Origin of the sequence: Streptomyces sp. NPDC001678, assembly GCF_042892945.1 — a bacterium.
In the GTDB taxonomy this organism is placed as follows: Bacteria; Actinomycetota; Actinomycetes; order Streptomycetales; family Streptomycetaceae; genus Streptomyces.
Map to the genome: position 1 here is coordinate 68,068 of NZ_JBIAUP010000006.1, position 25,837 is coordinate 93,904.

The following is a 25,837-nucleotide window of genomic DNA, read 5'->3' on the forward strand; positions in this document are numbered from 1 at the left end:
GCTCGTCGCATGGGACTCGAGGAGAAGCTGCCGAGCGGCTTTCTGCTGACATCCGTCGAACAGGCCGCGGGATGGGTGCGCAAGGCGTCCGTCTTCCCGGCCACCTTCGGCCTGGCCTGCTGTGCCATCGAGATGATGACGACCGGAGCGGGGCGCTATGACCTCGCCCGCTTCGGCATGGAGGTCTTCCGGGGCTCGCCCCGCCAGGCCGATCTGATGATCGTGGCGGGCCGGGTGAGCCAGAAGATGGCGCCCGTGCTGCGTCAGGTCTACGACCAGATGCCCAACCCCAAGTGGGTGATCTCCATGGGGGTCTGCGCGTCCAGCGGCGGCATGTTCAACAACTACGCGATCGTGCAGGGCGTCGACCACATCGTGCCGGTCGACATCTATCTGCCCGGCTGCCCGCCCCGGCCCGAGATGCTCATGGACTCGATCCTCAAGCTGCACAAGAAGATCCAGGCCGAGAAGCTCGGCGCGCAGCGCGCGGAGGCGGAGGCCGAGGCGGAGAAGACGGCCCTCAAAGCCCTGCCCCTCATCGACATGAAGGGGCTGCTGCGATGAGCGACCCCAAGCCCACCGAGGGCCCCAAGCCCCCCAATGGCGTCAATCCCGACAAGGACCTCGGCGCCCAGAACCTGCCCGGCCAGCGCCTGGACCACGGCGAGGTCATCGGCGTCCGGCACGGCATGTTCGGCGCGAACAACGGCGGCGACACCACCGGCTACGGCCGGCTCGTCCGGACCGTACGGCTGCCGGGCGAGGCCACCCGTCCTTACGGGGGTTGGTTCGACGAGGTGGCGGACGAGCTGGAAGGGGCCCTGGAGGAGCAGGGGCTGGTCCCGGAGAACGCGATCGAGAAGACCGTGGTCGACCGGGACGAGCTCACCTTCCACATCGCCCGTGAGCACCTGCCGCGCGTCGCCCGGACCCTGCGCGACGACCCGGCGCTCCGCTTCGAGCTGTGCACCGGGGTCAGCGGGGTGCACCTCCCCGGGGACAAGGGGCGTGAGCTCCACGCCGTCTACCACCTGCGCTCGATCACCCACAACCGGCTGATCCGGCTGGAGGTGAGCGTCCCCGACGCCGATCCCCACATCCCGTCGATCGTCGACGTCTATCCGACCAACGACTGGCACGAGCGCGAGACGTACGACTTCTTCGGCCTGGTCTTCGACGGCCACCCGGCGCTCACGCGGATCATGATGCCGGACGACTGGCAGGGCTTTCCGCAGCGCAAGGACTACCCCCTCGGCGGCATCCCCGTCGAGTACAAGGGCGCCCGGATCCCGGCTCCCGACCAGCGGAGGTCGTACTCGTGATGTCCACGTCCAACGGCACCGCCCCCAACGGCACCGCCCCTGGCGACAGCACCCCCGCCGGCGCGCGCGAGACCACCGAGGGGACCGTCTACACGGTCACCGGCGGCGACTGGAACGAGATCGCCGCTGCCGCCAAGCGGGCCGACGACGAGCGCATCGTCGTCAACATGGGTCCCCAGCACCCCTCCACCCATGGGGTGCTCCGGCTGATCCTGGAGATCGACGGCGAGACCGTCACCGAGGCCCGCTGCGGCATCGGCTACCTCCACACCGGCATCGAGAAGAACCTGGAGTTCCGCAACTGGACCCAGGGCACCACCTTTGTGACGCGCATGGACTACCTCACGCCGTTCTTCAACGAGACGGCGTACTGCCTGGGTGTGGAGCGGCTGCTCGGCATCGAGGAGCAGGTCCCCGACCGGGCCTCCGTCATCCGGGTGATGCTCATGGAGCTGAACCGAATCTCCTCCCACCTGGTGGCCATCGCCACCGGCGGCATGGAGCTCGGCGCCACCACGATCATGATCTACGGCTTCCGTGACCGTGAGATGGTCCTCGACGTCTTCGAGCTCATCACCGGCCTGCGGATGAACCACGCGTACGTCCGCCCCGGCGGCCTCGCCCAGGACCTGCCGCCCGGCGCGGTCGACCAGGTCCGCGAGTTCGTCAAGAAGATGCGGCGGAACCTGCCCGAGTACGACAAGCTCGCCACCGGCAACCCCATCTTCAAGGGCCGGATGGAGGGCATCGGCCACCTCGACCTCACCGGCTGCATGGCGCTGGGCGCCACCGGGCCGATCCTGCGCTCCGCCGGGCTCCCGCACGACCTGCGCAAGGCCCAGCCCTACTGCGGCTACGAGAACTACGACTTCGACGTGGCGACCGCCGACACCTGCGACGCCTACGGCCGCTTCCTGATCCGGCTGGAGGAGATGCGGCAGTCGCTGCGGATCGTCGAGCAGTGCCTGGACCGGCTCCAGCCGGGCCCGGTGATGGTCGCCGACAAGAAGATCGCCTGGCCCGCGCAGCTTGCCCTCGGGCCGGACGGGCTGGGCAACTCCCTCGACCACATCAAGAAGATCATGGGCACCTCGATGGAGGCCCTGATCCACCACTTCAAGCTGGTGACGGAGGGCTTCCGGGTGCCGCCGGGGCAGACGTACGTCGCCGTGGAGTCCCCCAAGGGGGAACTGGGCGTGCACGTCGTCAGCGACGGCGGCACCCGCCCCTACCGGGTCCACTTCCGGGACCCCTCCTTCACCAACCTCCAGGCCATGGCGGCGATGTGCGAGGGCGGCATGGTCGCCGACGTCATCGTGGCGGTGGCGTCCATCGATCCCGTGATGGGAGGGGTCGATCGGTGAGCGACGCACGCGCGGCCGCCGGGCCGCAGACATCCACGATCCCGCACCTCTGCGCCGCGTGGGCGGAGAAGCGAACAAGGAGGCGCAGTGAGTGACGTCAGCCTGGGGATGCCCTCGCTCCCCGCCCCCGACTATCCCGCCGACGTCCGCGCCCGGCTGGACGCGGACGCCGACGAGGTGATCGCCCGCTATCCCGACAGCCGCAGCGCGCTGCTGCCGCTGCTGCACCTCGTGCAGGCCGAGGACGGGCACGTCACCCGCACCGGCATCCGGTTCTGCGCCGAGCGGCTCGGGCTCACCACGGCCGAGGTCACGGCGGTCTCGACCTTCTACACCATGTACCGGCGCGCGCCCGGGGGCGATTACCAGGTCGGGGTGTGCACCAACACCCTGTGCGCGGTGCTGGGCGGGGACGCCATCTTCGACGAGCTCAAGCGGCACCTCGGCGTCGGCAACGGTGAGACCACCGCCGACGGCAAGGTCACCCTGGAGCACATCGAGTGCAACGCGGCCTGCGACTACGCGCCCGTGATGATGGTCAACTGGGAGTTCTTCGACAACCAGACGCCCGAGAGCGCCAGGGCGCTCGTCGACGACCTCCGCGCCGGCCGTCCCGTCGAGCCCACGCGCGGGGCGCCGCTGTGCACGTACAAGGAGACGGCCCGCATCCTGGCCGGCTTCCCCGACCGGCGGCCGGGTGCCGTCGAGGCGAGCGGCGGTGCCGGGCCCGCCTCGCTGGCCGGGCTCCGGCTGGCCAGGGGCGAGGGCGCGCACCGCGTGGGCCCGCCGCGGACGGCCCCCACGGACGGCGGCCCCACGGACGGCGGCCCCGGGCAGCGGCAGACATCCGAGGAGGGGGAGGGATGACCATGGCGCCCGAGATCTTCGAGACCAGCCCCGAGAAACTGCTCGCACCCGTCCTCAGCGCCTTCTGGGACGAGCCGCGTTCCTGGACGCTGGAGACCTATCTCCGGCACGAGGGCTACGAGGGCGCGCGCAAGGCCCTCGCGATGACCCCCGACGACGTCATCGCGTATGTGAAGGACTCCGGGCTGCGCGGCCGCGGCGGCGCCGGCTTCCCCACCGGGATGAAGTGGCAGTTCATCCCCCAGGGCGACGGCAAGCCGCACTATCTCGTCGTCAACGCCGACGAGTCCGAGCCCGGCACCTGCAAGGACATCCCCCTCCTCTTCGCCAACCCCCACGCCCTCATCGAGGGCATGGTGATCGCCTGCTGGGCGATCCGCTCCGACCGCGCCTTCATCTATCTGCGCGGCGAGACCGTCCCCGTGCTCCGCAGGCTGCACGAGGCCGTGCGCGAGGCGTACGCGGCGGGCTTCCTCGGCCGGAACGTCCTGGGCAGCGGACTCGACCTCGAAGTCACCGTGCACGCGGGGGCGGGCGCCTATATCTGCGGCGAGGAGACCGCCCTGCTCGACTCTCTGGAGGGCCGCCGCGGCCAGCCCCGGCTCCGGCCCCCCTTCCCCGCGGTCGCGGGCCTCTACGCCTGCCCCACTGTCGTGAACAACGTCGAATCCATCGCCTCGGTTCCCGCAATCTTCAACCGGGGCAAGGAGTGGTTCCGTTCGATGGGCAGCGAGAAGTCGCCCGGCTTCACGCTGTACTCCCTCAGCGGCCACGTCGCCAACCCAGGCCAGTACGAGGGGCCGTTGGGCATCACGCTGGGCCAACTGCTCGGCATGAGCGGCGGGATGCGACCCGGCCACCGGCTGAAGTTCTGGACGCCGGGCGGCTCCTCGACCCCGCTGCTGACCGACGAACACCTCGACGTCCCCCTGGACTACGAGGGGGTGGGCGCCGCCGGGTCGATGCTCGGCACCAAGGCGCTCCAGTGCTTCGACGAGACGACCTGCGTCGTCCGGGCCGTCACCCGCTGGACCGAGTTCTACGCCCACGAGTCCTGCGGCAAGTGCACGCCCTGTCGTGAAGGCACCTACTGGCTCGTGCAGTTGCTCCGCGACATCGAGGCGGGCAAGGGGCGGATGGCCGACCTCGACAAGCTCGCCGACATCGCCGACAACATCAACGGAAAGTCCTTCTGCGCGCTGGGCGACGGCGCCGCCAGCCCGATCTTCTCCTCGCTGAAGTACTTCCGCGAGGAGTACGAGCAGCACATCAAGGGCAAGGGCTGCCCCTTCGACCCGGCGAAGTCGACGGTGTGGGCCGACGGCCCCGCCACCAACCAGCACGCTCACCTGGGGGTGAACGCATGACAGTGACCACGTCCGCCCCCTCCGGAGGAGGGAACGCGGCCGTCCCGCCGGAGGACCTGGTGTCCGTCACCATCGACGGCATCCAGCTCTCCGTGCCGAAGGGCACCCTCGTCATCCGGGCGGCCGAGCTGCTGGGCATCGAGATCCCGCGGTTCTGCGACCACCCGCTGCTGGATCCGGCGGGCGCGTGCAGACAGTGCATCGTCGAGGTCGAGGGCCAGCGCAAGCCCATGGCGTCCTGCACCATCACCTGCACGGACGGCATGGTGGTGAAGACCCAGCTCACCTCGCCCGTCGCCGAGAAGGCACAGCGTGGCGTGATGGAGCTGCTGCTCATCAACCACCCGCTGGACTGCCCCGTCTGCGACAAGGGCGGCGAGTGCCCCCTGCAGAACCAGGCCATGTCGGCGGGCCAGGCGGACAGCCGCTTCGAGGGCCGCAAGCGCACCTACGAGAAGCCGATCCCCATCTCCACGCAGATCCTGCTGGACCGCGAACGCTGTGTGCTGTGCGCGCGCTGCACCCGCTTCTCCAACGAGATCGCGGGCGACCCGATGATCGAGCTGCTGGAGCGCGGCGCGCTGGAGCAGGTCGGCACGGGCGAGGGCGACCCCTTCCAGTCGTACTTCTCCGGCAACACCATCCAGATCTGCCCGGTGGGCGCGCTCACCTCGGCGGCGTACCGATTCCGCGCCCGCCCCTTCGACCTGGTCTCCTCCCCGTCGGTGTGCGAGCACTGCGCGGGCGGCTGCGCGCTGCGCACCGACCACCGACGCGGCAAGGTGATGCGCCGGCTGGCCGCGGAGGACCCCGAAGTCAATGAGGAATGGGTGTGCGACAAGGGCCGCTTCGCCTTCCGCTACGCGCAGCGGCCGGAGCGCTTCGACACCCCGCTGGTCCGGGGCGCGGACGGCGTCCTCACGCCCGCGAGCTGGCCGGAGGCGCTGGAGACCGCGGCCCGGGGCCTCGCGGCCGCGCGCGGCCGGGCCGGGGTGCTGACCGGCGGCCGGCTGACGGTGGAGGACGCCTACGCCTACGCCAAGTTCACCCGCGTCGCCCTCGGTACCCACGACGTCGACTTCCGGGCGCGGACGCACAGCGGTGAGGAGGCCGACTTCCTCGCCGCCCACGTCGCCGGACGGGGCAGGGACCTGGACGGCACCGGGGTGACGTACACGCTCCTGGAACAGGCGCCCGCCGCGCTGCTCGTGGGGCTGGAGGCCGAGGAGGAGGCGCCCGGCGTCTTCCTGCGGCTGCGCAAGGCGTGGCGCAAGCGCGGCCAGCGCGTGTTCGCGCTGGCCCCCTACGCGACCCCGGGCCTGACGAAGGCGGGCGGCACGCTGCTGCCGGCCGCGCCGGGCACGGAGCCGGAGTGGCTGCGGGCGCTGGCGGACGCGTCGGGCCTGGAGGCGGCCGGACGGGCGGCGTCGGACGCGCTGCGCGCGCCGGGCGCGCTGATCCTCGTCGGCGAGCGGCTGGCCGGGGTGCCCGGCGGGCTGACGGCCGCCGTGGCGGCGGCCGCGGCGACGGGCGCGCGGCTGGTGTGGCTGCCGCGCCGGGCGGGCGAGCGGGGCGCGCTGGAGGCGGGGGCCCTGCCGGGGCTGCTGCCGGGCGGCCGGCCCGTCACCGACCCGCGGGCGCGCCAGGAGACGGCGGAGGTGTGGCGCGTGGCCGAACTGCCGCGCGGCGCCGGCCGGGACACCGGCCAGATCGTGGAGGCGGCGGCCACGGGCGAGCTGGCCGCGCTGCTGGTGGGCGGCGTGGAGGTCGCGGACCTGCCCGATCCGGCGCGGGCCCGCGAGGCGCTGGACGCGGTGGGCTTCCTCGTCAGCCTGGAGCAGCGGCCCAGTGAGGTGTCGGACCGGGCGGACGTGGTGCTGCCGGTCGCGGCCGTCGCGGAGAAGTCCGGGACGTTCCTCAACTGGGAGGGCCGGGCACGGCCGTTCGAGGCGGCGCTCAAGCCGGACCAGCTCGGGCGGCGGCACAATCTGCCGGACTTCCGGGTGCTGCACATGCTGGCCGACGCCATGGACGTGCCGCTCGCCCTGGACGCCCTCCCGGCCGTACGGGCCGAGCTGACGCGGCTGGGCACCTGGGACGGCGAGCGGCCGGCCGGCCCGGCGGAATCCGGGCGGCCGCCGATCCGGCCCGAGCGCGGCGAGGCGGTGCTCGCGGGCCACCGGATGCTGCTGGACCGGGGCCGGCTCCAGGACGGGGACGAGGCGCTGGCCGGCACCCGCCACCCGGCCCTCGCCCGGGTGTCGGCGGCGACGGCGGCCGAGGCGGGGGTGCGCGACGGCGAACTCCTCGCCGTGACCGGCCCGTACGGCTCGGTGCGGCTGCCGCTGCGGATCACGCCCATGCCCGACCGGGTGGTCTGGCTCCCGCTGAACTCCGTCGGCGGCGGCGTCGCCTCCGGCACCGGGGCACGGCCGGGCGAGCTGGTGCGCATCGGCGCGGATACCGGTGACGAGGGTGGAGCGAAGAGGCCGGAGGTGCGGTCGTGAGTCCTGCGATGAGTCAACCTGCGCTGAGTCAACTGGCGGTCGAGGACCTGTCGATGTTCGGCAGGGACCCCTGGTGGCTGGTGGTGATCAAGGCCGTCTTCTGCTTCGCGTTCCTGATGGTGACCGTGCTCTTCTCCATCGTCTGGGAGCGCAAGGTCGTCGCCTGGATGCAGCTGCGCATCGGCCCCAACCGGCACGGTCCGTGGGGGCTGTTGCAGTCGCTGGCGGACGGCATCAAGCTGATGCTCAAGGAGGACGTGATCGTCCGGCGCGCCGACAAGGTCGTCTACGTCCTCGCGCCGGTCGTCGCCGCCATTCCCGCGTTCATGGCCATCGCGGTGATCCCCTTCGGCCCGTCCGGCAACGAGGTCTCGATCCTCGGGCACCGCACGACGATGCAGCTCACCGACCTGCCGATCGCGATCCTGTACATCCTCGCGGTCGCCTCGGTCGGCATCTACGGCATCGTGCTGGCCGGCTGGTCGTCGGGCTCGACGTATCCGCTGCTCGGCGGGCTCCGCTCGTGCGCGCAGATGATCTCGTACGAGATCGCGATGGGCGCGGCCTTCGCGTCGGTCTTCCTCTACTCCGGCTCGATGTCGACCTCGGCGATCGTCGAGGCGCAGCACGACCGCTGGTACATCCTGCTGCTGCCGGTCTCCTTCGTCATCTACATCGCCACGATGGTCGGCGAGACCAACCGGGCCCCCTTCGACATGCCGGAGTCCGAGGGCGACCTGGTCGGCGGCTTCAACACCGAGTACTCGTCCATCAAGTTCGCGATGTTCATGCTCGCCGAGTACGTGAACATGGTGACGGTCTCGGCGGTCGCGACCACGCTCTTCCTGGGTGGCTGGCGGGCCCCGTATCCGCTCTCCGCGTTCTGGGAGGGCGCGAACCACGGCTGGTGGCCGATGCTGTGGTTCGTCATCAAGGTGCAGCTGCTGCTGTTCTTCTTCATCTGGCTGCGCGGCACGCTGCCCCGGGTGCGCTACGACCAGCTGATGAAGCTGGGCTGGAAGGTGCTCATCCCGGTCTCGGTGGTCTGGCTGATGCTCGTCGCGACCGTGCGGGCGCTGCGGAACGAGAACTACGCCTTCCAGGACATCGTGCTCTACGTCGGGGGCGGGGTCCTCGGACTCCTGCTGCTGTCGCTGCTCTTCGACCTGTTCCACGGAAGCGGGGGCAAGGGCGGGGCCGACGGCGGGAAGGCGGGGGAGGGGGCCGAGGGGCCGGCGCCCGTCTTCGACCCCATGGCGGGCGGGTTCCCCGTGCCGCCGCTGCCCGGCCAGAGCCTGCCGCCCGTGCCGCGACGGAGGTCCCGCCACGGCGGGGAGCTCATTGTCAGTGGCGGGGTGGATACTCAGAGTGACCGAAAGGAGGGGTGAGGTGTCTTCCGACTTCCAGAATCCCGTGGCCGGCTTCGGCGTGACCTTCAAGGCCATGTTCAAGAAGCGGCTGACCGAGCAGTACCCGGAGGAGAAGAAGCACACCGCGCCGCGCTTCCACGGCCGTCACCAGCTCAACCGCCACCCCGACGGCCTGGAGAAGTGCATCGGCTGCGAGCTGTGCGCCTGGGCCTGCCCGGCGGACGCGATCTACGTCGAGGGCGCGGACAACACCGACGAGGAGCGCTACTCGCCCGGCGAGCGCTACGGCCGCGTCTACCAGATCAATTACCTCCGCTGCATCCTGTGCGGCCTGTGCGTCGAGGCGTGCCCGACCCGCGCCCTGACGATGACGAACGAGTACGAACTGGCCGACGCCAGCCGCGAGTCGCTGATCTACACCAAGGAGCAGCTGCTCGCGGGCCTCGAGGACCGCATGGTCGACACCCCGCACGCGATCTTCCCCGGGATGACCGAACAGGACTACTACCGGGGCCTGGTGACGGGCGCCGCCCCGGGCACGACCCGGCAGGTCGCGCTCTCCAAGGGGGAGCGTCCCCAGGACGAGGGGGTGGAGGCATGAGCCCCGTCGCCGCCGCCCCGTATCTGACGTCGACGGGCGAGGCCGTCCAGTTCTGGATCCTGGCGGTCGTCGCCGTGGCCGGCGCGCTCGGCGCGGTGCTGATGAAGAAGGCCGTGCACAGCGCGCTCTGCCTCGCCGGGACGATGATCGTCCTGGCGGTGTTCTACCTCGCCAACGGCGCCTACTTCCTGGGCGTCGTGCAGATCGTCGTCTACACCGGCGCGATCATGATGCTGTTCCTGTTCGTGGTGATGCTCGTGGGCGTCACCGCCGCGGACTCGCTGAAGGAGACCATCAAGGGCCAGCGGGTGCTCGCCGGGCTGTGCGCGCTGGGCTTCGGCGTCCTGCTGGCCGCCGGCATCGCCAACGCCGCGCTGCGCGACTTCGACGGGCTGGGCCGGGCCAACGCCGGCGGCAATGTCCAGGGGCTCGCCGCGCTCCTGTTCACCAAGTACGTCTTCGCCTTCGAGATCACCGGCGCGTTGCTCATCACCGCCGCCGTCGGGGCGATGGTGATGACCCACCGCGAGCGCGCCGAGCCTCCCGCCACCCAGCGCGAGCTGGCCGAGCGGCGCGTGCGCGCCGGCAGGCAGCTGCCGCCCCTGCCCGCCCCCGGCGTCTACGCCCGGCACAACGCGGTCGACATCCCCGGCCTGCTGCCCGACGGCACGCCCTCCGAGCTCACCGTCAACCCCACGCTGCGCGCGCGGGGCCAGATCCGCGACGTGTCCGAGGAGGCGCTCGCGGAGCTGGCGGCGCTGGAGCAGCGCTCCGGGGAATGGCTGGAGCGGGACAAGGGCCGCGCCGCGGAGCGCACCGAGGAGGGGGCCAAGTGAATCCCGTGAACTACCTCTATCTGGCGGCCCTGTTGTTCACCATCGGGGCCACCGGTGTGCTCATCCGGCGGAACGCGATCGTCATCTTCATGTGCGTCGAGCTGATGCTGAACGCCTGCAATCTGGCGTTCGTCACCTTCTCCCGGATGCACGGCAATCTCGACGGCCAGATCATCGCGTTCTTCACGATGGTCGTGGCCGCCGCCGAAGTCGTGGTGGGCCTGGCGATCATCGTGACGATCTTCCGGTCCCGCCACTCCGCCTCGGTCGACGACGCCGGCCTGCTGAAGCTGTAAGGGGACACTGACGGTGGAGAACCTCATCGGAACGCTCGTCCTGGTGCCCCTGCTGGGCGCGGGCGTGCTGCTGTGCGGCGGGCGGCGGCTCGACCGCGCGGGCCACTGGATCGGCACGCTCGCCGCCGCCCTGTCGTTCGTCATCGGCGTGGTGCTCTTCGCCGACATGCTGGGCCGCGGCGGCGAGGACCGCGAGCTGGCCGCGACCGTGTTCAGCTGGGTGCCCGTCGGCGGCTTCCGCGCGGACGTGGGCTTCCAGCTCGATCAGCTGTCGATGACCTTCGTCCTGCTGATCACGGGTGTGGGCTCGCTGATCCACCTCTACTCGGTCGGCTATATGGCCCACGACGAGCGGCGGCGGCGCTTCTTCGGCTATCTCAACCTCTTCCTCGCCGCGATGCTGCTGCTCGTCCTCGCCGACAACTACCTTCTGCTGTACGTCGGCTGGGAGGGCGTCGGCCTCGCGTCGTACCTGCTGATCGGCTTCTGGCAGCACAAGCCCAGCGCGGCCACGGCGGCGAAGAAGGCGTTCCTCGTCAACCGCGTCGGCGACATGGGCCTGTCCATCGCCGTGATGCTGATGTTCACCACCTTCGGGACCTTCGCCTTCGGGCCGGTGCTGGAGAACGCCGGCAAGGCGGGCGAGGGCAAGCTGACGGCCATTGGGCTGGTGCTGCTGCTGGCCGCCTGCGGCAAGTCGGCCCAGGTGCCGCTGCAGTCCTGGCTCGGGGACGCGATGGAGGGCCCCACGCCGGTCTCCGCGCTCATCCACGCGGCGACGATGGTCACCGCCGGGGTGTATCTGATCACCCGCTCCGGGCCGATCTTCGACGGGGCGCCGGACGCCCAGACGGCCGTCGTCACGGTCGGCGCGGTGACACTCCTCTTTGGTGCGATCGTCGGTTGCGCCAAGGACGACATCAAGAAGGCCCTCGCGGGCTCGACGATGTCCCAGATCGGCTACATGATCCTGGCCGCCGGGCTGGGCCCGATCGGCTACCCCTTCGCGATCATGCACCTGGTCACCCACGGCTTCTTCAAGGCCGGCCTCTTCCTCGGGGCGGGCTCGGTGATGCACGGGATGAACGACGAGGTCGACATGCGGCGTTACGGCGGGCTGCGCCGCTATATGCCCGTCACCTTCGTCACCTTCGGCCTCGGCTATCTCGCCATCATCGGCTTCCCCGGGCTGTCCGGCTTCTTCTCCAAGGACAAGATCATCGAGGCGGCCTTCGCCAGGGGCGGCACCGAGGGCTGGATCCTGGGCGGCGCGGCCCTGCTGGGCGCGGCCATCACGGCGTACTACATGACGCGCGTGATGCTGCTGACCTTCTTCGGCGAGAAGCGCTGGCAGCCGGACGCACAGGGCGAGTTGCCGCATCCGCACGAGTCGCCGAAGACGATGACGATCCCGATGATCGTGCTCGCCGTCGGCTCGGTCCTCGCGGGCGGCCTGTTCAGCGTCAACGACGCCTTCCTGAAGTGGCTGGAGCCCGTCACCGGCCATGAGGAGGGCCACTCGCCCGTCACCGCCGTGCAGGTCACCACGGCCACCTTGGTGGTCCTCTTCATCGGTGTGGCGGTCGCCTGGTCGCAGTACGGGCGCCGGCCCGTGCCGGTCACGGCGCCGGCCGGGAGCCTGCCGGTGCGGATCGCCCGCCGCGATCTGCTCCAGGACGACATCAACCACATCGTGCTGGTCCGGGGCGGCGAGCACCTGACCCGGAGCCTGGTCTACGTCGACCACACGCTGGTGGACGGCGTCGTCAACGGCACCGCCGCCGCCGTCGGCGGGCTGTCGGGCCGGATGCGCAGGCTCCAGAACGGCTTCGCGCGGTCGTACGCGGTCTCGATGTTCGGCGGTGCGGCGGTGCTCATCGCCGCGACCCTGCTGATGAGGGCGGTCTAGTCATGTCATTTCCCCTGCTGACGGCCACGGCGGTGGTGCCCGCGCTGGGCGCGGTCGCCACGGCCGCCGTCCCGGCCGAGCGGCGCGCGGCCGCCAAGTGGCTCGCGCTGGCCGTCTCGCTGGTCACCCTGGTGCTGGCGGCCGTGCAGCTCGTGCGCTTCGACCCGGACGCGAAGGGCCCGTTCCAGCTCACCGAATCGCACGCTTGGATCGCCGACTTCGGGGTCCGCTACGAGCTGGGCGTCGACGGCATCTCGGTCGTGCTGATCGGGCTGACCGCGCTGCTGATCCCCTTCATCGTGCTCGCCGGCTGGCACGACGCCGACCCCCTGGAGACCCGCTCCTCGCGCTGGCGGCCCACCCAGGGCTTCTTCGCGCTGATCCTGATGGTCGAGGCGATGGTGGTGATCGCCTTCGAGGCCACCGACGTCTTCCTCTTCTACATCTTCTTCGAAGCCATGCTCATCCCGATGTACTTCCTCATCGGCGGCTTCGGCGACCGGGCGGGGGAGCGCGGCGAGGCCGAGAGCGCCACCCAGCGCTCGTACGCGGCGGTGAAGTTCCTGCTCTACAACCTCGTCGGCGGCCTGATCATGCTCGCCGCGGTCATCGGGCTCTACGCGGTCACCGCCGACCAGCTGGGGCACGGCACCTTCTCCCTGACGGAGATCGTCCAGGCTCGCGCCGCCGGGAAGCTGGACTTCGCCACCACCACCGAACGGGCGCTGTTCCTCGGCTTCTTCTTCGCCTTCGCCGTCAAGGCGCCGCTGTGGCCGCTGCACACCTGGCTGCCCAACGCCATGGGCGAGGCCACCGCGCCCGTCGCCGTGCTGATCACCGCGGTGGTCGACAAGGTCGGCACGTTCGCGATGCTCCGCTTCTGCCTTCAGCTCTTCCCCGAGGCGTCGAAGTGGGCGACCCCGGTGATCCTGGTGCTGTCGCTGATCAGCATCCTCTACGGGGCGCTGCTGGCCGTCGGGCAGCGGGACATCAAGCGCCTGGTCGCCTACGCCTCGATCTCGCACTTCGGCTTCATCGTCCTGGGCATCTTCGCGATGACCACCCAGGGCCAGAGCGGCGCGACGCTCTACATGGTCAACCACGGGATCTCCACCGCCGCGCTGATGCTGGTCGCGGGCTTCCTGATCTCCCGGCGCGGCTCCCGGCTCATCGGCGACTACGGCGGGGTGCAGAAGGTGGCCCCCCTGCTCGCCGGCACCTTCCTGGTCGGCGGTCTGGCCACCCTGTCGCTGCCGGGGCTCGCGCCCTTCGTCTCCGAATTCCTGGTCCTGGTGGGCACCTTCAGCCGCTATCCGGCCGCAGGTGTCATCGCCACCGTCGGCATCGTGCTCGCCGCGCTCTACGTCCTCGTGCTCTACCAGCGGACGATGACCGGCCCGGTGTCCGAGTCCGTACGGGAGATGCCCGACCTGCGGGCGCGGGAGCTGGCCGTGGTCGCGCCGCTGATCGCGCTGCTGCTGTTCCTGGGCGTCTATCCCAAGCCCGTGACGCAGTTGCTGGACCCGGCGGTCGCGCACACCATGTCGCAGGTCCACAAGAGCGATCCCCAGCCCGACACGCATGTGAACGATGTGGAGGCCGCCAAGTGAGTCACGCGGAAATTGTCCACAGCCTGTGGACACTGGCGGCGGCCGAGGCGCCGAAGAAGATCCCCGGCCCGCACATCGAGTACGCCCAGCTCTCCCCGACGCTGATCGTGCTCGGCGCCGCGATCCTGGGCGTCCTCGCCGAGGCCTTCCTGCCGCGCCGGGTCCGCCATCCCGCCCAGCTGGCGCTGACGGCCCTCGGTCTGGCCGCGGCCTTCGCCGCCGTCGTCGCGCTGGCGGCGGGCGGCTACGCGTCGGACAAGTCCCATGTGGCGGCCATGGGCGCCGTCGCCGTCGACGGGCCCGCGCTGTTCCTCCAGGGCACCATTCTCCTCGTCGCCCTGGTGGCCGTGTTCACCTTCGCCGAGCGCCGGCTCGACCCCGCGGCCGACGGCCGGCCCGTCGACTCCTTCGCCGCGCAGGCCGCGGCCGTGCCGGGCGGGGAAGCCGAGCGGGAGGCGGTGGCGGCGGGCCTGGTCACCACCGAGGTCTTCCCGCTGGTGCTCTTCGCCGTCGGCGGCATGCTCGTCTTCCCCGCCGCGGACGACCTGCTGACGCTGTTCATCGCCCTGGAGGTGTTCTCCCTCCCGCTGTACATCCTGTGCGGCCTGGCCCGCCGCCAGCGGCTGCTGTCGCAGGAGTCGGCCGTCAAGTACTTCCTGCTGGGCGCCTTCTCCTCCGCGTTCCTCCTCTTCGGGATCGCGCTGCTCTACGGCTACGCGGGCACCGTCACCTACGCGGGCATCGCCGACGTCGTCGGCGGCACCACGCGGGTCATGGACCCGGCGCTCGCAGGGAGCACGGCCAATGACGCGCTGCTGCTGGTCGGCGGGGCGATGGTGCTGATGGGGCTGCTGTTCAAGGTCGGCGCGGTGCCCTTCCACATGTGGACGCCCGACGTCTACCAGGGCGCCCCCACACCGGTCACCGGCTTCATGGCGGCGGCGACCAAGGTCGCGGCCTTCGGCGCGCTGCTGCGGCTGCTCTATGTGGTCCTGCCGGGCATGCGCTGGGACTGGCGGCCCGTGATGTGGGGCGTCGCGATCGTCACGATGCTCGTCGGCGCGATCGTGGCCGTCACCCAGACGGATGTGAAGCGGCTGCTGGCCTACTCCTCCATCGCCCACGCGGGCTTCATCCTCGCCGGTGTCATCGCGGCCACCCCCGAAGGCGTCTCCTCGGTCCTCTTCTATCTGGCCGCCTACTCCTTCGTCACGCTGGGCGCGTTCGCGGTGGTGACGCTGGTGCGGGACGCGGGCGGCGAGGCGACGCACCTGTCGAAGTGGGCGGGGCTCGGGCGGCGTTCACCGCTGGTCGCGGCGGTCTTCGCGGTCTTCCTGCTGGCCTTCGCGGGCATCCCGCTCACCAGCGGCTTCGCGGGGAAGTTCGCGGTGTTCAAGGCGGCCGCGCAGGGCGGGGCGGCGCCGCTGGTCATCGTCGGTGTGCTGTCCTCGGCGATCGCCGCGTTCTTCTACATCCGGGTGATCGTGCTGATGTTCTTCAGCGAGCCCAAGGCCGAGGGCCCCACCGTCGCGGTGCCCAGCCCGCTGACGTCCTCGGCCATCGCCATCGGCGTCGTGGTCACCCTCGTCCTCGGTCTGGCCCCGCAGTACTTCCTGGAACTGGCCGGGCAGGCGGGCGTCTTCGTCCGGTAGCCCCACCCGCGGTACGGACGGCGCCCGGCACCCCTCGGCAGGGGTGCCGGGCGCCGTCGTGCGCGCGTCAGCCGGCGGGCTTGGCGGGGATGCCGGCCGGCAGCCCGGCGGGCAGGCCCGCGGGCTTGCCGTCGGCGCCCACGGCCTTGGTGAGGGTGTCCTCCTTGCCGGAGGCCCAGGCGATCGTCAGCGACTTGCCGTCGAAGCTCTTGACGGTGCCCTTGCTGTAGTCGGTGCTGCCGTCCTGGCAGTGGGTGATCTCCAGCGTGACGGGCTGCGCGTTGTCGACGACATTGCCGGAGCACGCCGTCTTCCCGCTGAGCATCACCTTGCTGCCGGCGAACGACAGGATCAGCAGGCTCTGGTCGGTCAGCTTGCCCTTCGACCAGCCGCCCTTGAGGTCGGCGGCCGAGACGCGCTGCGCGGGGGCGCTCGACGCGGCGCCGCCCGGCGTCGGCTTCCCGCTGTCGGCGGTCGCCGGGGCCGTGGCCCCGGTCTCCTTGCTCTTGTCGCCGCCCTTGTCGCTGCTGCTGCCACAGCCGGTCATCAGCACAGCGGCCACCGCGGCCGCCCCCGTGATCTGTACTGCCTTGCGCACGTGCGCCCTTTCCTTTGTCATGTCCCGACCCGGTGGGGCCGGGCACGACAAGCTAGCAGCACGCTCGCGCGTCACCCGCCTCCGCAGCCGCCTCCACAGGCGCCGCCCCCGCAGCTGTGGCCGCCGGAGCCGTGCCCACCGCCGTCACCACCGGCGGTGGCGCCGCTCCCGTCGGAGGAGGAGTCCTGCGAGACGTTGCGGTACACGCCGTAGGCGGTCCACTCGTTGCGCATGTGCCGCCGCAGCTCCTTGCGGTCGTGTCGGCGTTTCCAGTCCGGATACAGGTCCTTGGCGACGCCCGTCGCGGATATCAGCCCGGCGAGCATCCGGTCCCGTCGGCCGGGGAAGCCGGCCGCCCGGGCCTCCTCGAAGCGCTGCCGGGTCGCGGTGGTCAGATCGTTCGGCCCGACGGGGTAGCGCAGCTGCCGGTCCACGGAGAACCGCTCGGGCGCCTTCGCGGTGAGGATCCGGCGCTCCACCAGGCCGACGATCCAGGGCTCCTCGACATGCCGGGAGGCCGTCCGGATCCACCGGTGCGTCGAGGTGCCCACCCGGAAGAGCCGCGAACGCCCCTTCGAGGAGGGCTTGCCGAGCTCGGGGAGGCTCGCCAGCGGCAGGGCGAGCCGCTGGTCCGCCGGAGGGATGCCGGCGACCCTGACGGGCCCGCCGCGGTCCTCCGCCACGAGCCCGCGCAGCTCCAGTTCGGCCAGGACGGCCCCGGCCAGGCCGTACGCCAGATGCCGCGTGGGGCACAGCCGCACGCCGTACGACGGCGAGTGGGAGAGGAGTAACAGCTCCTCGGGCAGGGTGAGGCCGGCGGCCTCTTCACCGCTCATGGCCCTGGTACCACCTCGCGCGCCGGTGCGATCCGCCCCGTGACCTCGCCCAGGCCGACGCGCGCGCCGTTCGCGCCGGGCGCCCACGCGGTGATGGTCACCACGTCGCCGTCCGCCAGCCAGGGGCCCTTGCCCTGGGTGAGCTCCAGCAGGCAGCCCAGCTGGTCCGGCTCGGGGCCGCTGACCGTGCCGGAGGCGTAGAAGTCGCCGGTGCGCAGCGAGGCGCCGTTGACGGTCATATGGGCAAGCTGCTGGGCGGCCGTCCAGTACATGGCGGAGAAGGGCGGCCGGGAGACGACCTCGCCGTTGATCCGCACCTCGATGCGCAGGTCGATGCCGCCGGGCTCGGCCGTCGCGTCGTCCAGATAGGGGAGCAGCGGGTGGGTGCGCTCCGGCGCGGGCGTGCGGGCCGTGTCGAAGGCGTCCAGCGGGGTGATCCACGCGGAGACGGAGGTGGCGAACGACTTGCCGAGGAAGGGGCCCAGCGGCACGTACTCCCAGGCCTGGAGGTCGCGGGCCGACCAGTCGTTGACGAGGCAGACGCCGAACACGTGCTCGCGGAAGGCGTCGAGCGGCACGGGGGTGTTCTCGGGGGCGGGGGTGCCGACGACGAAGCCGACCTCGGCCTCGATGTCGAGGCGCAGGGAGGGGCCGAAGGTGGGGGTGGTGTCGGTGGGAGCCTTGCGCTGGCCCTGGGGGCGTACGACGTCGGTGCCCGAGACGACGATCGTGCCGGCGCGCCCGTGGTAACCGATGGGCAGGTGCTTCCAGTTCGGGGTGAGCGGCTCCGGCGCGTCGGGGCGGAAGATGCGGCCCACGTTGGAGGCGTGGTGCTCGCTGGCGTAGAAGTCGACGTAGTCGGCGACCTCGAAGGGCAGCCGCAGCGTGACCTCCTCCAGCGGGTGGAAGTGCGGCCCGTCCAGCCAGCCGCGGAGCTCCGCGCGCACGGCCTGCCAGGTGGGGCGGCCGGCGGCCAGCAGGGGGTTGAGGGTGGGCGCCTCCAGCAGCCCGGCGTAGGCGGAGCCGTGGGCGGCGGCGGCCGCGGCGGCGTCCAGGACGTACGCGCCGTAGCGCACGCCGATCCGGGGGCGGTCGGGAGCGTCCGCGGTGGTGAAGACGCCGTAGGGGAGGGTGTCCGCGCCGAAGGGGTCGCCTTCGGGCAGCTCGGGGCGGTTCTGGGGCATGGGACGCTGCCTCGCCTTCCGGTGAGCTCAGGGGGCCTGATGGGCCCGGTGACCTGATCCACACAGTACTTACGTTTCTCTCCGCGATATAGGTTCGGCAGCCCCCGTGGGCCTGCGGTTCCGGCCGGGGGTCCGGGGGTTGTCCCCCGGAAGACACAGCAAGGGTGAAGCCGTCCGGGCAAGAGGTGTCCGACAGGTGTCCGACCGCTGGCTAAAGGGAGGGCAATGTCCGGTAACTCCTTGCTGGAGGGGTCGATTCCGAAGTAGCGTCCTAAGTCGGGTCACACACAGTGGGGGGCCGCTGAGGCTGGGTGGCCGAGGGGGGTGCTGGTGGCGAGCAGGATCGCGCCCGTGGCGGCGGACCGGTCCGTACCCGGGCTGATGGTGAAGATCGGCGACTATCCCCTGCACCATGGCGGCGTCGGCGCCATCCGCAGCCTCGGCAGGCTGGGCGTTCCGATGTACGCCGTCACCGAGGACAGATGGACCCCCGCCGCCGTCTCCCGCTATCTGCGCTCCGGGTTCGTCTGGCCGACGACCGGCACGGAGCGGGCGGAGGAGCTGGTGGCGGGCCTGCTGGGGATCGGGCGGCGGATCGGGCGCCCGGCCGTGCTGATCCCCACCGACGAGGAGGCGGCGGTCCTGATCGCCGAGAACGCCGAGTCGCTCGCGGGCTCCTTCCTCTTCCCGCCGGTGGAGCGCACGCTGCCGCGCCGGCTGGCCAGCAAGCAGGGGCTCCATGAGCTGTGCGTGGAGCACGGGGTGCCCGCCCCGGCGACGCTGTTCCCCGCGTCGTTCGAGGAGATCGAGAAGTACGCCTCGGTCGCCGCGTTCCCGGTCGTCGCCAAGAACCGGGAGGCGTTCGAGCGGCGGCGGCGTCCCGCGGTGCTCGGCACCACCCGGATCGGCGGGCCCCGGGAGCTGCTGGAGCTGGCGCGCGGCTGGGGGCCCTCCCCGGGGGTGATCCTCCAGGAGTACCTGCCGCGCGAGCACGCCGAGGACTGGATCGTCCACGCCTACTTCGACGCGGAGTCCACCCCGCTGGCGATGTTCACGGGCGTCAAGGTGCGCTCCTGGCCGCCGCACGCGGGCATGACCGCCAACGCCTATGTCGTCGACAATCCGGAACTGGCCGCCATGGCGGCGCAGTTCATCAAACAGATCGGCTTCTGCGGGATCATCGACCTGGACTGGCGCTTCGACCGGCGTGACGGCCGGTACAAGCTGCTGGACTTCAACCCCCGCATGGGCGCCCAGTTCCGGCTCTTCGAGAACGAGGCCGGCATCGACGTCGTCCGGGCCCAGCACCTGGACCTCACCGGCCGTCCCGTTCCGGAGGCCGAGCAGCTCACGGGCCGCCGTTTCATCGTCGAGAACATCGACCTGCCCGCCTTCGCCGCCTACCGGCGCAGCGGCTACACCACCCCGCACGCCCCCGCCCGGGCCAGCGGCACCGAGCTGGCGTGGGCCGCCCGCGACGACATGAAGCCCTTTTTCACCATGCTCGCCCGGCTTGTACGGCCGGGCGCCCGGCATCTGTGGCAGCTGTGGCGCACCCGGCGCCGCGCCGCCTCGGCCGCCCCGCACCACCGATAACGCCCGTACCGATAACGCCCGTATTCGCCACGCCGAACACCCCGCGTGCCCTGGGAGGGGATCCGTGACACTTCCCGTAGCCGTCATCGGGGCCGGTCCGTACGGCCTCTCGACCGCAGCCCACCTCAAAGCGCGTGCCGTGCCGACGCGCGTCTTCGGCTCGCCGATGGTGAGCTGGCGGGAGCACATGCCCGCCGGGATGCTGCTGAAATCCACTCCCGCGGCCTCCGACATCGACGCCCCCCAACCCGGGCACACCCTCTTCGACTACTGCCAGGACGTCGGCGAACGCCGTTTTGAGTCCGACTGGGACGCCATTCCGGTGGAGACCTTCGCCGGATACGGGATGTGGTTCCAGCAGCGGCTGGTGCCCCAGCTGGAGCGGGAGCGGGTGGTGTCGGTCGACCGGCGCGGCCCCGGCGGGGGCTTCGAGCTGAAGCTGGACTCGGGGGAGCAGTTCGCGGCGCGGGCCGTGGTCGTCGCCACGGGGCTGAGCGGGCTGGCCCAGCTGCCGCCCGAGCTCGCGGCGGCCGTCCCGGGCGGGCCCTCGGCGAGCGGGCCGGTCTCGCACAGCTCCCAGCACCGTGACCTCTCCCTCCTCGCGGGCAAGGACGTGGTGGTCGTGGGCGCAGGGCAGTCGGCGCTGGAGAGCGCCGTGCTGCTGGCCGAGGCGGGCGCGGCGTCGGTGCGGGTGCTGGCGCGGCGCCGGGGCGCGGTCCGCTTCGGCGCGGCGCCCGACGGGCAGTCGCTGCTCAAGCCCGACACCCCCTTCGGACGGGCCTGGTCGCTGTACGCCTTCTCGTACTACGCGGACGGCTTCCGCCGGCTGCCCGCGCCCACCCGGCAGTATCTGGTGCGCCGGGTGCTGGGGCCGCTGGGCGCGTGGTGGCTGCGCGAGCGCTTTGTGGGCCGGGTGCAGGTCACCGAGGGGAAGCGGATCGTCCGCGCCCGAGTGGAATCGGGCCGTCCAGTTCTTACGCTGACAGCGTCGGGCGACGGCCCCGACCGGGACGGCGCCGAGAGCGAGCTCCGCGCCGACCATGTCATCGCCGCCACCGGCTACCGGATGGATGTGGCGGCCATGGACTTCCTCGGCGCCGGGCTGCGCACCCGCCTCCTGGTGAGCGCCGGAGGCCCCCGGCTGATGGCCGGATATCACTCCTCCGTACCCGGCCTGTACTTCACCGGACTGCCCTCCGCCGCCAGCTACGGGCCCGTCATGCGCTTTGTCTGCGGCACCGAGTACGCCTCTCCGCGGCTGGCCAGGGCGGTGGTGGGACAGGAGTGAGGGGCTGTGTTCTAGGGGGCTGTGCCTTTTAGGGGATTATGGCCGGAAAAAAGACAGTGGCCCCGGCGCTGCCGCACGGCAGCGCCGGGGCCACTGTCCTGCTGTGGGGACTGAGGGTGCCCACGGTGATCGACAGCCGACCGGATACGCTGACTTTTGGTGAAGACAGCGACACATCGACAATCCCCGTGTTCGCAGGCAGACAGGAGTAACCCTCGTGACCGTCGTCGGGCCTTTCTTTGGGCTGAGCGTGCGGGACCAGGCTCTTGAAGCCGATGTCCAGGCCGGGTTGGCCGCTGTCGAGGAGGGCCTCATCGAGGCCACCAAGAGCGGCGTCCCCTTCATCACCGAGGCCGCCCAGCACCTGGTCAAGGCCGGAGGCAAGCGGTTCCGCCCCCTGCTGGTGACGCTCGCCGCGCAGTTCGGCGACCCCTACGCCCCCGGTGTGGTGCCCTCGGCCGTCGTCGTCGAGCTCACCCACCTGGCCACCCTCTACCACGACGACGTCATGGACGAGGCCGACGTCCGCCGCGGCGTGCCCAGCGCCAATGTGAACTGGGGTAACTCCGTGGCCGTCCTCACCGGCGACTTCCTCTTCTCCCGCGCCTCGCGGATCCTCGCCGACCTCGGCCCCGAGGCCGTGCGCATCCAGGCCGAGGCCTTCGAGCGCCTGGTCACCGGCCAGATCCTGGAGACGGCCGGCCCCCAGAACGGCCGCGACCCCATCGAGCACTACCTCGACGTCCTCGCCGGCAAGACCGGCTCCCTGGTCGCCGTCGCCGGCCGCTACGGCGCCATGATGTCCGGCGCCGACGAGCGCGTCGTCGAGATCCTCACCCACTACGGCGAGCGCCTGGGCATCGCCTTCCAGCTCGCCGACGACGTGCTGGACATCGCCAGCGACTCCCACGAGTCCGGCAAGACCCCGGGCACCGACCTCCGCGAGGGCATCCCCACCCTGCCCGTCCTCCACCTGCGGGCCCGGGCCGCCGCCACCGGCGACCCCGAGGACCTGGAGCTGTGCCGGATGCTCGAGGGCGACCTCGCCGACGACGCCCTCCACGCCGAGGTGCTCCGCCGGCTGCGCACCCACCCGGCGCTGGAGCAGGCCCGCCGCGACACCATCCGCTACGCCGAGGAGGCGCGCGCGACCCTGGCCCCGCTGCCCGAGTGCTTCGCGAAGACGGCGCTCGAAGAGCTGTGCGACGCCGTGGTCCACCGCGCGGGCTAGCGACCTGCCCTGACGGCCCGGGGAACTCCGCCACGCGGCCGGCGCGTCATACCCAAGGCGTACGGGCAGTTGATCCCGTCGGCTGACGACGGGAAGCCGCCGCCCTGATGGAATCGAAGGGTAAGGCCGCTGCCGACGACGGAGGGTAGAGCACATGGCAGAGAACCAGCCGACACCAGAGGCGCAGGACTTCGAGGGACCGGCCCGGCGCCGTCGCAAGGCCGTCCGTTACGCCGTGCCGGTCGCGGTGGCGGGCGTCGCGGCGGCCACGATCGGCATCGGGTCGGCCCTCGCCAGCACCGGTGACCCGGATCTGCCGAAGATCAGCGCGCAGGACCTCATAGCCAAGATGGCCCAGTCGGACACCCAGCGGATGTCCGGATCCATCAAGATCAACACGGATCTGGGTCTGCCCTCGCTGCCGTCGGGCCTCTCCTTCGGTGACGGGGACAAGAAGGGCGAGGGCAAGAAGGACGGTTCCGCGCCGTCCCCGCAATCCAAGCTCACCGAGCTCGCCGCCGGTTCGCACACGCTCCGGCTGGCCGTGGACGGACCCGACAAGCAGCGGGTGTCGATCGTCGAGCGCGCCGCCGAGTACAGCGTCGTCCGCAACGGCGCCGACGTCTGGGCGTACGACAGCGCCGGCAACACGGTGCACCACTCCAAGGCGCCCGAGGCACAGCGCGACCACGGCAAGGACGCCAAGGACGCCAAGGGCGACGTGCTGCCGAAGGACCTGGGCGGCGCCTCGCCGCAGGAGCTGGCCAAGAAGGTCCTCGCCGCCGCCGACGGGACGACGGCCGTCACCGTCGACGGCACGGCCAAGGTGGCCGGCCGGGACGCCTACCAGCTGCTGATCAAGCCCAAGGCGGACGACACGACGGTCGGCTCGATCCGGATCGCGGTCGACGCGAAGAACGGTGTGCCGCTGAAGTTCACCCTCGCGCCCAAGGGCGGCGGCAAGGCGGTCGTCGACGCGGCCTTCACCAAGGTCGACTTCGGCAAGCCGGGTGCCGGCACGTTCGACTTCACCCCGCCCAAGGGCGCCAAGGTGACCGAGGGCGACGCGGAGAAGCCCAAGGCCGACCACAAGGCCGACCACCAGGGCGGTCTCCCCGGGATGCTGGGCATGCCCGGCGCCGACGGCGCCGCCGCCGGCAAGTCGAAGGTCATCGGCAAGGGCTGGAGCTCCATCGCCGAGTTCGACGCCGGCAAGGACGCCTCGGCCGCGCTGAACGGCAAGGACGCCGGCGCCGGGAAGAAGAAGGCCGGCGGCAAGGGCGGCGCGGACGCCCAGACGCTGCTGGACGGCTTCGGCACCAAGGTCTCGGGCGACTTCGGCTCCGGTCGGGTCTACAGCACCCGGATCGTCAACGTCCTGATGACGGACGACGGCAAGGTCTACGCCGGCGCGGTCACCAAGGACGCGCTGGTCAAGGCCGCGAACGCGAAGCAGCACGCGAAGTAGGCGGGCTGCCGCCCCGGCCGAGGCCCGGAACGCGCGTGCACACGGCGCCTCCGGGCCGCCAAGTGGCCCTGGGGCGCAGGGCGAGAGGAGACACCGTGGAGGGCGCCGTGATCGAGACGGTCGCGCTGACGAAGCGCTTCGGCGGCCAGCTCGCCGTCGACCGGCTCGACCTCGTCGTGCCGCGCGGCAGCGTCTTCGGCTTCCTCGGCCCCAACGGCTCCGGGAAGACCACCACCATCCGGATGCTCATGGGCCTCATCGAGCCCACCTCCGGTGCCGCCCGGGTGCTCGGCCAGGAGATGCCGCGCGCCGGGCGGCGCGTCCTGCCCAAGGTGGGGGCCCTGATCGAGGGCCCCGCGCTCTACGGCTTCCTCTCCGGCCGCGACAACCTCGTACGGTTCGACGCCGCCGACCCCACCGCCGACCCCCGCACCCGCGCCGCGCGGGTCGCCGCCGCGCTGGAACGGGTGGGGCTGACGAGCGCGGCGGGCAAGAAGGCCCGCGCCTACTCCCTCGGCATGAAACAGCGGCTCGGCCTGGCCGCCGCCCTGCTCCGGCCGCGCGAACTCCTCGTCCTGGACGAGCCCACCAACGGCCTCGACCCGCAGGGCATGCGCGAGATCCGTGCCCTGGTGCGCGGGCTGGCGGCGGAGGGCACCACGGTCTTCCTCTCCTCCCACCTCCTCGACGAGATCGAGCAGGTCTGCACCCACGCCGCCGTCATGGCCCAGGGCCGGCTCCTCACCCAGGGCACGGTCCGGGAACTGGCCGCCTCGGCCCGCGGCCGGCTGGCCGTCACCACTCCCGACACGGCGGAGGCCGTACGGGTCCTCAAGGAGCACGGAGTGCACGACCTCACGGTCACCGACGACCGCGTCACCGGCGAACTCCCGCCCGGCGGCCCGGCGGTGGATCTCGCCGACCTCAACACCGCGCTCGTCCGGGCGGAGGTGCGCGTACGGTCCTTCGGCACCGAGCGGGCCTCACTGGAGGACGCGTTCGTCGCACTGACCGGGGAGGGTTTCGATGTCGCGGGCTGAGACACTGCCGTTCGGGAGGCCGTCGCTGTCGCTGTCCCTGTACCGCAGCGAGGTGACGACGACCTTCCGGCGCTGGCGCACGCTCGCCCTGCTGGGCGTGCTGGCGGCCGTGCCGGTTCTCGTCGGTATCGCGGTGCGGATCGAGACGGGACGCGGCGGGTCGGGCGGACGTGATGGTGGTGGCGGCCCGGCGTTCATCGGGCAGGTCGCCGGCAACGGCCTCTTCCTCGTCTTCGCCTCGCTCGCCGCGACCCTGCCGTTCTTCCTGCCGATGGCGATCGGGGTGATCGCGGGCGACGCCGTGGCGGGCGAGGCCTCCGCGGGCACGCTGCGGTATCTGCTGGTCGCCCCGGCCGGGCGGACCCGGCTGCTGCTCGCCAAGTTCACGACGACCGTTCTCTTCGCCTTCGCCGCCACGCTCGTCGTCGCCGCCTCGGCGCTGGCGGTGGGCGCGCTGCTCTTCCCGGTCGGCGAGGTGACGCTGATCAGCGGGACGACGGTGTCGTTCGGCGAGGGGCTGCTGCGCGCGCTGGCGATCGCCGGGGTGGTCGCCCTGTCGCTGACCGGGCTCGCGGCGCTGGGCCTGTTCGTCTCGACGCTCACCAACAGTGGGATCGCGGCGATGGCCACGACGGTGGGGCTGCTGATCACGGTGCAGATCCTGGATCAGTTTCCGCAGCTGGCGGCTGTTCAGCCGTATCTGTTCCCGCACTACTGGCTGAGTTTCGCGGACCTGTTGCGGGAGCCCGTCTATTGGGATCAGATCCTGCGCAACCTGGGGTTGCAGGGGCTGTACGTGGCCGTGTTCGGCTCGGCGGCGTGGGCGCGGTTCACGTCGCGGGACGTGACGGTGTGAGCCTCCGCCCCGGACCGGGGTCCGGGGCGGAGCCCCGGG

At 71.6% G+C, this 25,837-nt stretch carries 22 protein-coding genes; 19 read left to right on the forward strand and 3 right to left on the reverse strand.

Going from position 1 to position 25,837, the window contains the following annotated elements:
* Nucleotides 1-9: 9 nt before the first annotated feature.
* The 13 genes from ACFYZR_RS14530 to nuoN all read left to right on the forward strand — a co-directional run bounded on the left by ACFYZR_RS14530 (nt 10) and on the right by nuoN (nt 15,701).
* Nucleotides 10-564, forward strand: coding sequence for a NuoB/complex I 20 kDa subunit family protein (locus ACFYZR_RS14530; protein WP_391909987.1), 555 nt, complete (start codon nt 10-12; stop codon nt 562-564).
* The gene (locus ACFYZR_RS14535; RefSeq protein ID WP_391909989.1) at nt 561-1,322 is read left to right on the forward strand and encodes an NADH-quinone oxidoreductase subunit C; all 762 of its coding nucleotides are present in this window, start codon (nt 561-563) and stop codon (nt 1,320-1,322) included. The genes ACFYZR_RS14530 and ACFYZR_RS14535 overlap by 4 nt, the downstream gene beginning before the upstream one ends.
* Entirely contained in the window at nt 1,322-2,686 is a 1,365-nt protein-coding gene (locus tag ACFYZR_RS14540; protein ID WP_391909991.1) for an NADH-quinone oxidoreductase subunit D, read from the forward strand. The genes ACFYZR_RS14535 and ACFYZR_RS14540 overlap by 1 nt, the downstream gene beginning before the upstream one ends.
* 87 nt (nt 2,687-2,773) lie before the next feature.
* Complete coding sequence (gene nuoE, locus ACFYZR_RS14545; protein ID WP_391909993.1) at nt 2,774-3,553, forward strand: NADH-quinone oxidoreductase subunit NuoE; 780 nt, start codon at nt 2,774-2,776, stop codon at nt 3,551-3,553.
* On the forward strand, nt 3,550-4,920 hold the full coding sequence (gene nuoF / locus ACFYZR_RS14550) for an NADH-quinone oxidoreductase subunit NuoF (RefSeq protein ID WP_391909995.1): 1,371 nt from the start codon (nt 3,550-3,552) through the stop codon (nt 4,918-4,920). Before nuoE ends, nuoF begins: the two co-directional genes overlap by 4 nt.
* On the forward strand, nt 4,917-7,427 hold the full coding sequence (locus ACFYZR_RS14555; RefSeq protein WP_391909997.1) for an NADH-quinone oxidoreductase subunit G: 2,511 nt from the start codon (nt 4,917-4,919) through the stop codon (nt 7,425-7,427). The genes nuoF and ACFYZR_RS14555 overlap by 4 nt, the downstream gene beginning before the upstream one ends.
* 8 nt (nt 7,428-7,435) lie before the next feature.
* On the forward strand, nt 7,436-8,815 hold the full coding sequence (gene nuoH / locus ACFYZR_RS14560; protein WP_391909999.1) for an NADH-quinone oxidoreductase subunit NuoH: 1,380 nt from the start codon (nt 7,436-7,438) through the stop codon (nt 8,813-8,815).
* Between the two features lies 1 nt (nt 8,816).
* Nucleotides 8,817-9,398 carry an NADH-quinone oxidoreductase subunit NuoI gene (nuoI, locus tag ACFYZR_RS14565; protein WP_391910001.1) on the forward strand — a complete coding sequence of 194 codons (582 nt, stop codon included), beginning with the start codon at nt 8,817-8,819 and terminating at the stop codon, nt 9,396-9,398.
* On the forward strand, nt 9,395-10,234 hold the full coding sequence (locus ACFYZR_RS14570) for an NADH-quinone oxidoreductase subunit J (RefSeq protein ID WP_391910003.1): 840 nt from the start codon (nt 9,395-9,397) through the stop codon (nt 10,232-10,234). Before nuoI ends, ACFYZR_RS14570 begins: the two co-directional genes overlap by 4 nt.
* Nucleotides 10,231-10,530 (forward strand): NADH-quinone oxidoreductase subunit NuoK, encoded by a 300-nt coding sequence (nuoK, locus tag ACFYZR_RS14575; RefSeq protein WP_126914763.1) that lies wholly within the window; start codon nt 10,231-10,233, stop codon nt 10,528-10,530. Before ACFYZR_RS14570 ends, nuoK begins: the two co-directional genes overlap by 4 nt.
* A gap of 13 nt (nt 10,531-10,543) precedes the next feature.
* The gene (nuoL, locus tag ACFYZR_RS14580; RefSeq protein ID WP_391910005.1) at nt 10,544-12,439 is read left to right on the forward strand and encodes an NADH-quinone oxidoreductase subunit L; all 1,896 of its coding nucleotides are present in this window, start codon (nt 10,544-10,546) and stop codon (nt 12,437-12,439) included.
* A 2-nt stretch (nt 12,440-12,441) separates the two neighbouring features.
* A complete protein-coding gene (locus ACFYZR_RS14585; RefSeq protein ID WP_391910007.1) occupies nt 12,442-14,049 on the forward strand; it encodes an NADH-quinone oxidoreductase subunit M in 1,608 nt (535 codons plus the stop codon).
* The gene (nuoN, locus tag ACFYZR_RS14590) at nt 14,046-15,701 is read left to right on the forward strand and encodes an NADH-quinone oxidoreductase subunit NuoN (protein WP_391910009.1); all 1,656 of its coding nucleotides are present in this window, start codon (nt 14,046-14,048) and stop codon (nt 15,699-15,701) included. Before ACFYZR_RS14585 ends, nuoN begins: the two co-directional genes overlap by 4 nt.
* 67 nt (nt 15,702-15,768) lie before the next feature.
* On the opposite strand, the gene ACFYZR_RS14595 is transcribed toward nuoN, so the two are convergent.
* The 3 genes from ACFYZR_RS14595 to ACFYZR_RS14605 all read right to left on the reverse strand — a co-directional run bounded on the left by ACFYZR_RS14595 (nt 15,769) and on the right by ACFYZR_RS14605 (nt 18,319).
* Complete coding sequence (locus ACFYZR_RS14595; protein ID WP_391910011.1) at nt 15,769-16,299, reverse strand: hypothetical protein; 531 nt, start codon at nt 16,297-16,299, stop codon at nt 15,769-15,771.
* A gap of 71 nt (nt 16,300-16,370) precedes the next feature.
* Nucleotides 16,371-17,135 carry a GPP34 family phosphoprotein gene (locus ACFYZR_RS14600; RefSeq protein WP_391910013.1) on the reverse strand — a complete coding sequence of 255 codons (765 nt, stop codon included), beginning with the start codon at nt 17,133-17,135 and terminating at the stop codon, nt 16,371-16,373.
* Nucleotides 17,132-18,319: a fumarylacetoacetate hydrolase family protein gene (locus tag ACFYZR_RS14605; RefSeq protein WP_391910015.1), complete on the reverse strand. Its 1,188-nt coding sequence runs from the start codon at nt 18,317-18,319 to the stop codon at nt 17,132-17,134. The genes ACFYZR_RS14600 and ACFYZR_RS14605 overlap by 4 nt, the downstream gene beginning before the upstream one ends.
* 381 nt (nt 18,320-18,700) lie before the next feature.
* Between ACFYZR_RS14605 and ACFYZR_RS14610 the strand changes: the two genes are divergently transcribed.
* From ACFYZR_RS14610 to ACFYZR_RS14635, 6 genes are all read left to right on the forward strand, one after another.
* Nucleotides 18,701-19,915 (forward strand): ATP-grasp domain-containing protein, encoded by a 1,215-nt coding sequence (locus ACFYZR_RS14610; protein ID WP_391910687.1) that lies wholly within the window; start codon nt 18,701-18,703, stop codon nt 19,913-19,915.
* A 64-nt stretch (nt 19,916-19,979) separates the two neighbouring features.
* Nucleotides 19,980-21,203: an NAD(P)-binding domain-containing protein gene (locus ACFYZR_RS14615; RefSeq protein WP_391910017.1), complete on the forward strand. Its 1,224-nt coding sequence runs from the start codon at nt 19,980-19,982 to the stop codon at nt 21,201-21,203.
* A gap of 217 nt (nt 21,204-21,420) precedes the next feature.
* Nucleotides 21,421-22,434, forward strand: coding sequence for a polyprenyl synthetase family protein (locus ACFYZR_RS14620; RefSeq protein WP_391910019.1), 1,014 nt, complete (start codon nt 21,421-21,423; stop codon nt 22,432-22,434).
* Between the two features lie 154 nt (nt 22,435-22,588).
* The gene (locus ACFYZR_RS14625) at nt 22,589-23,902 is read left to right on the forward strand and encodes an outer membrane lipoprotein carrier protein LolA (protein WP_391910021.1); all 1,314 of its coding nucleotides are present in this window, start codon (nt 22,589-22,591) and stop codon (nt 23,900-23,902) included.
* A gap of 95 nt (nt 23,903-23,997) precedes the next feature.
* A complete protein-coding gene (locus ACFYZR_RS14630; protein WP_391910023.1) occupies nt 23,998-24,942 on the forward strand; it encodes an ATP-binding cassette domain-containing protein in 945 nt (314 codons plus the stop codon).
* Nucleotides 24,929-25,798 carry an ABC transporter permease gene (locus ACFYZR_RS14635; RefSeq protein ID WP_391910025.1) on the forward strand — a complete coding sequence of 290 codons (870 nt, stop codon included), beginning with the start codon at nt 24,929-24,931 and terminating at the stop codon, nt 25,796-25,798. The genes ACFYZR_RS14630 and ACFYZR_RS14635 overlap by 14 nt, the downstream gene beginning before the upstream one ends.
* Nucleotides 25,799-25,837 lie beyond the last annotated feature (39 nt).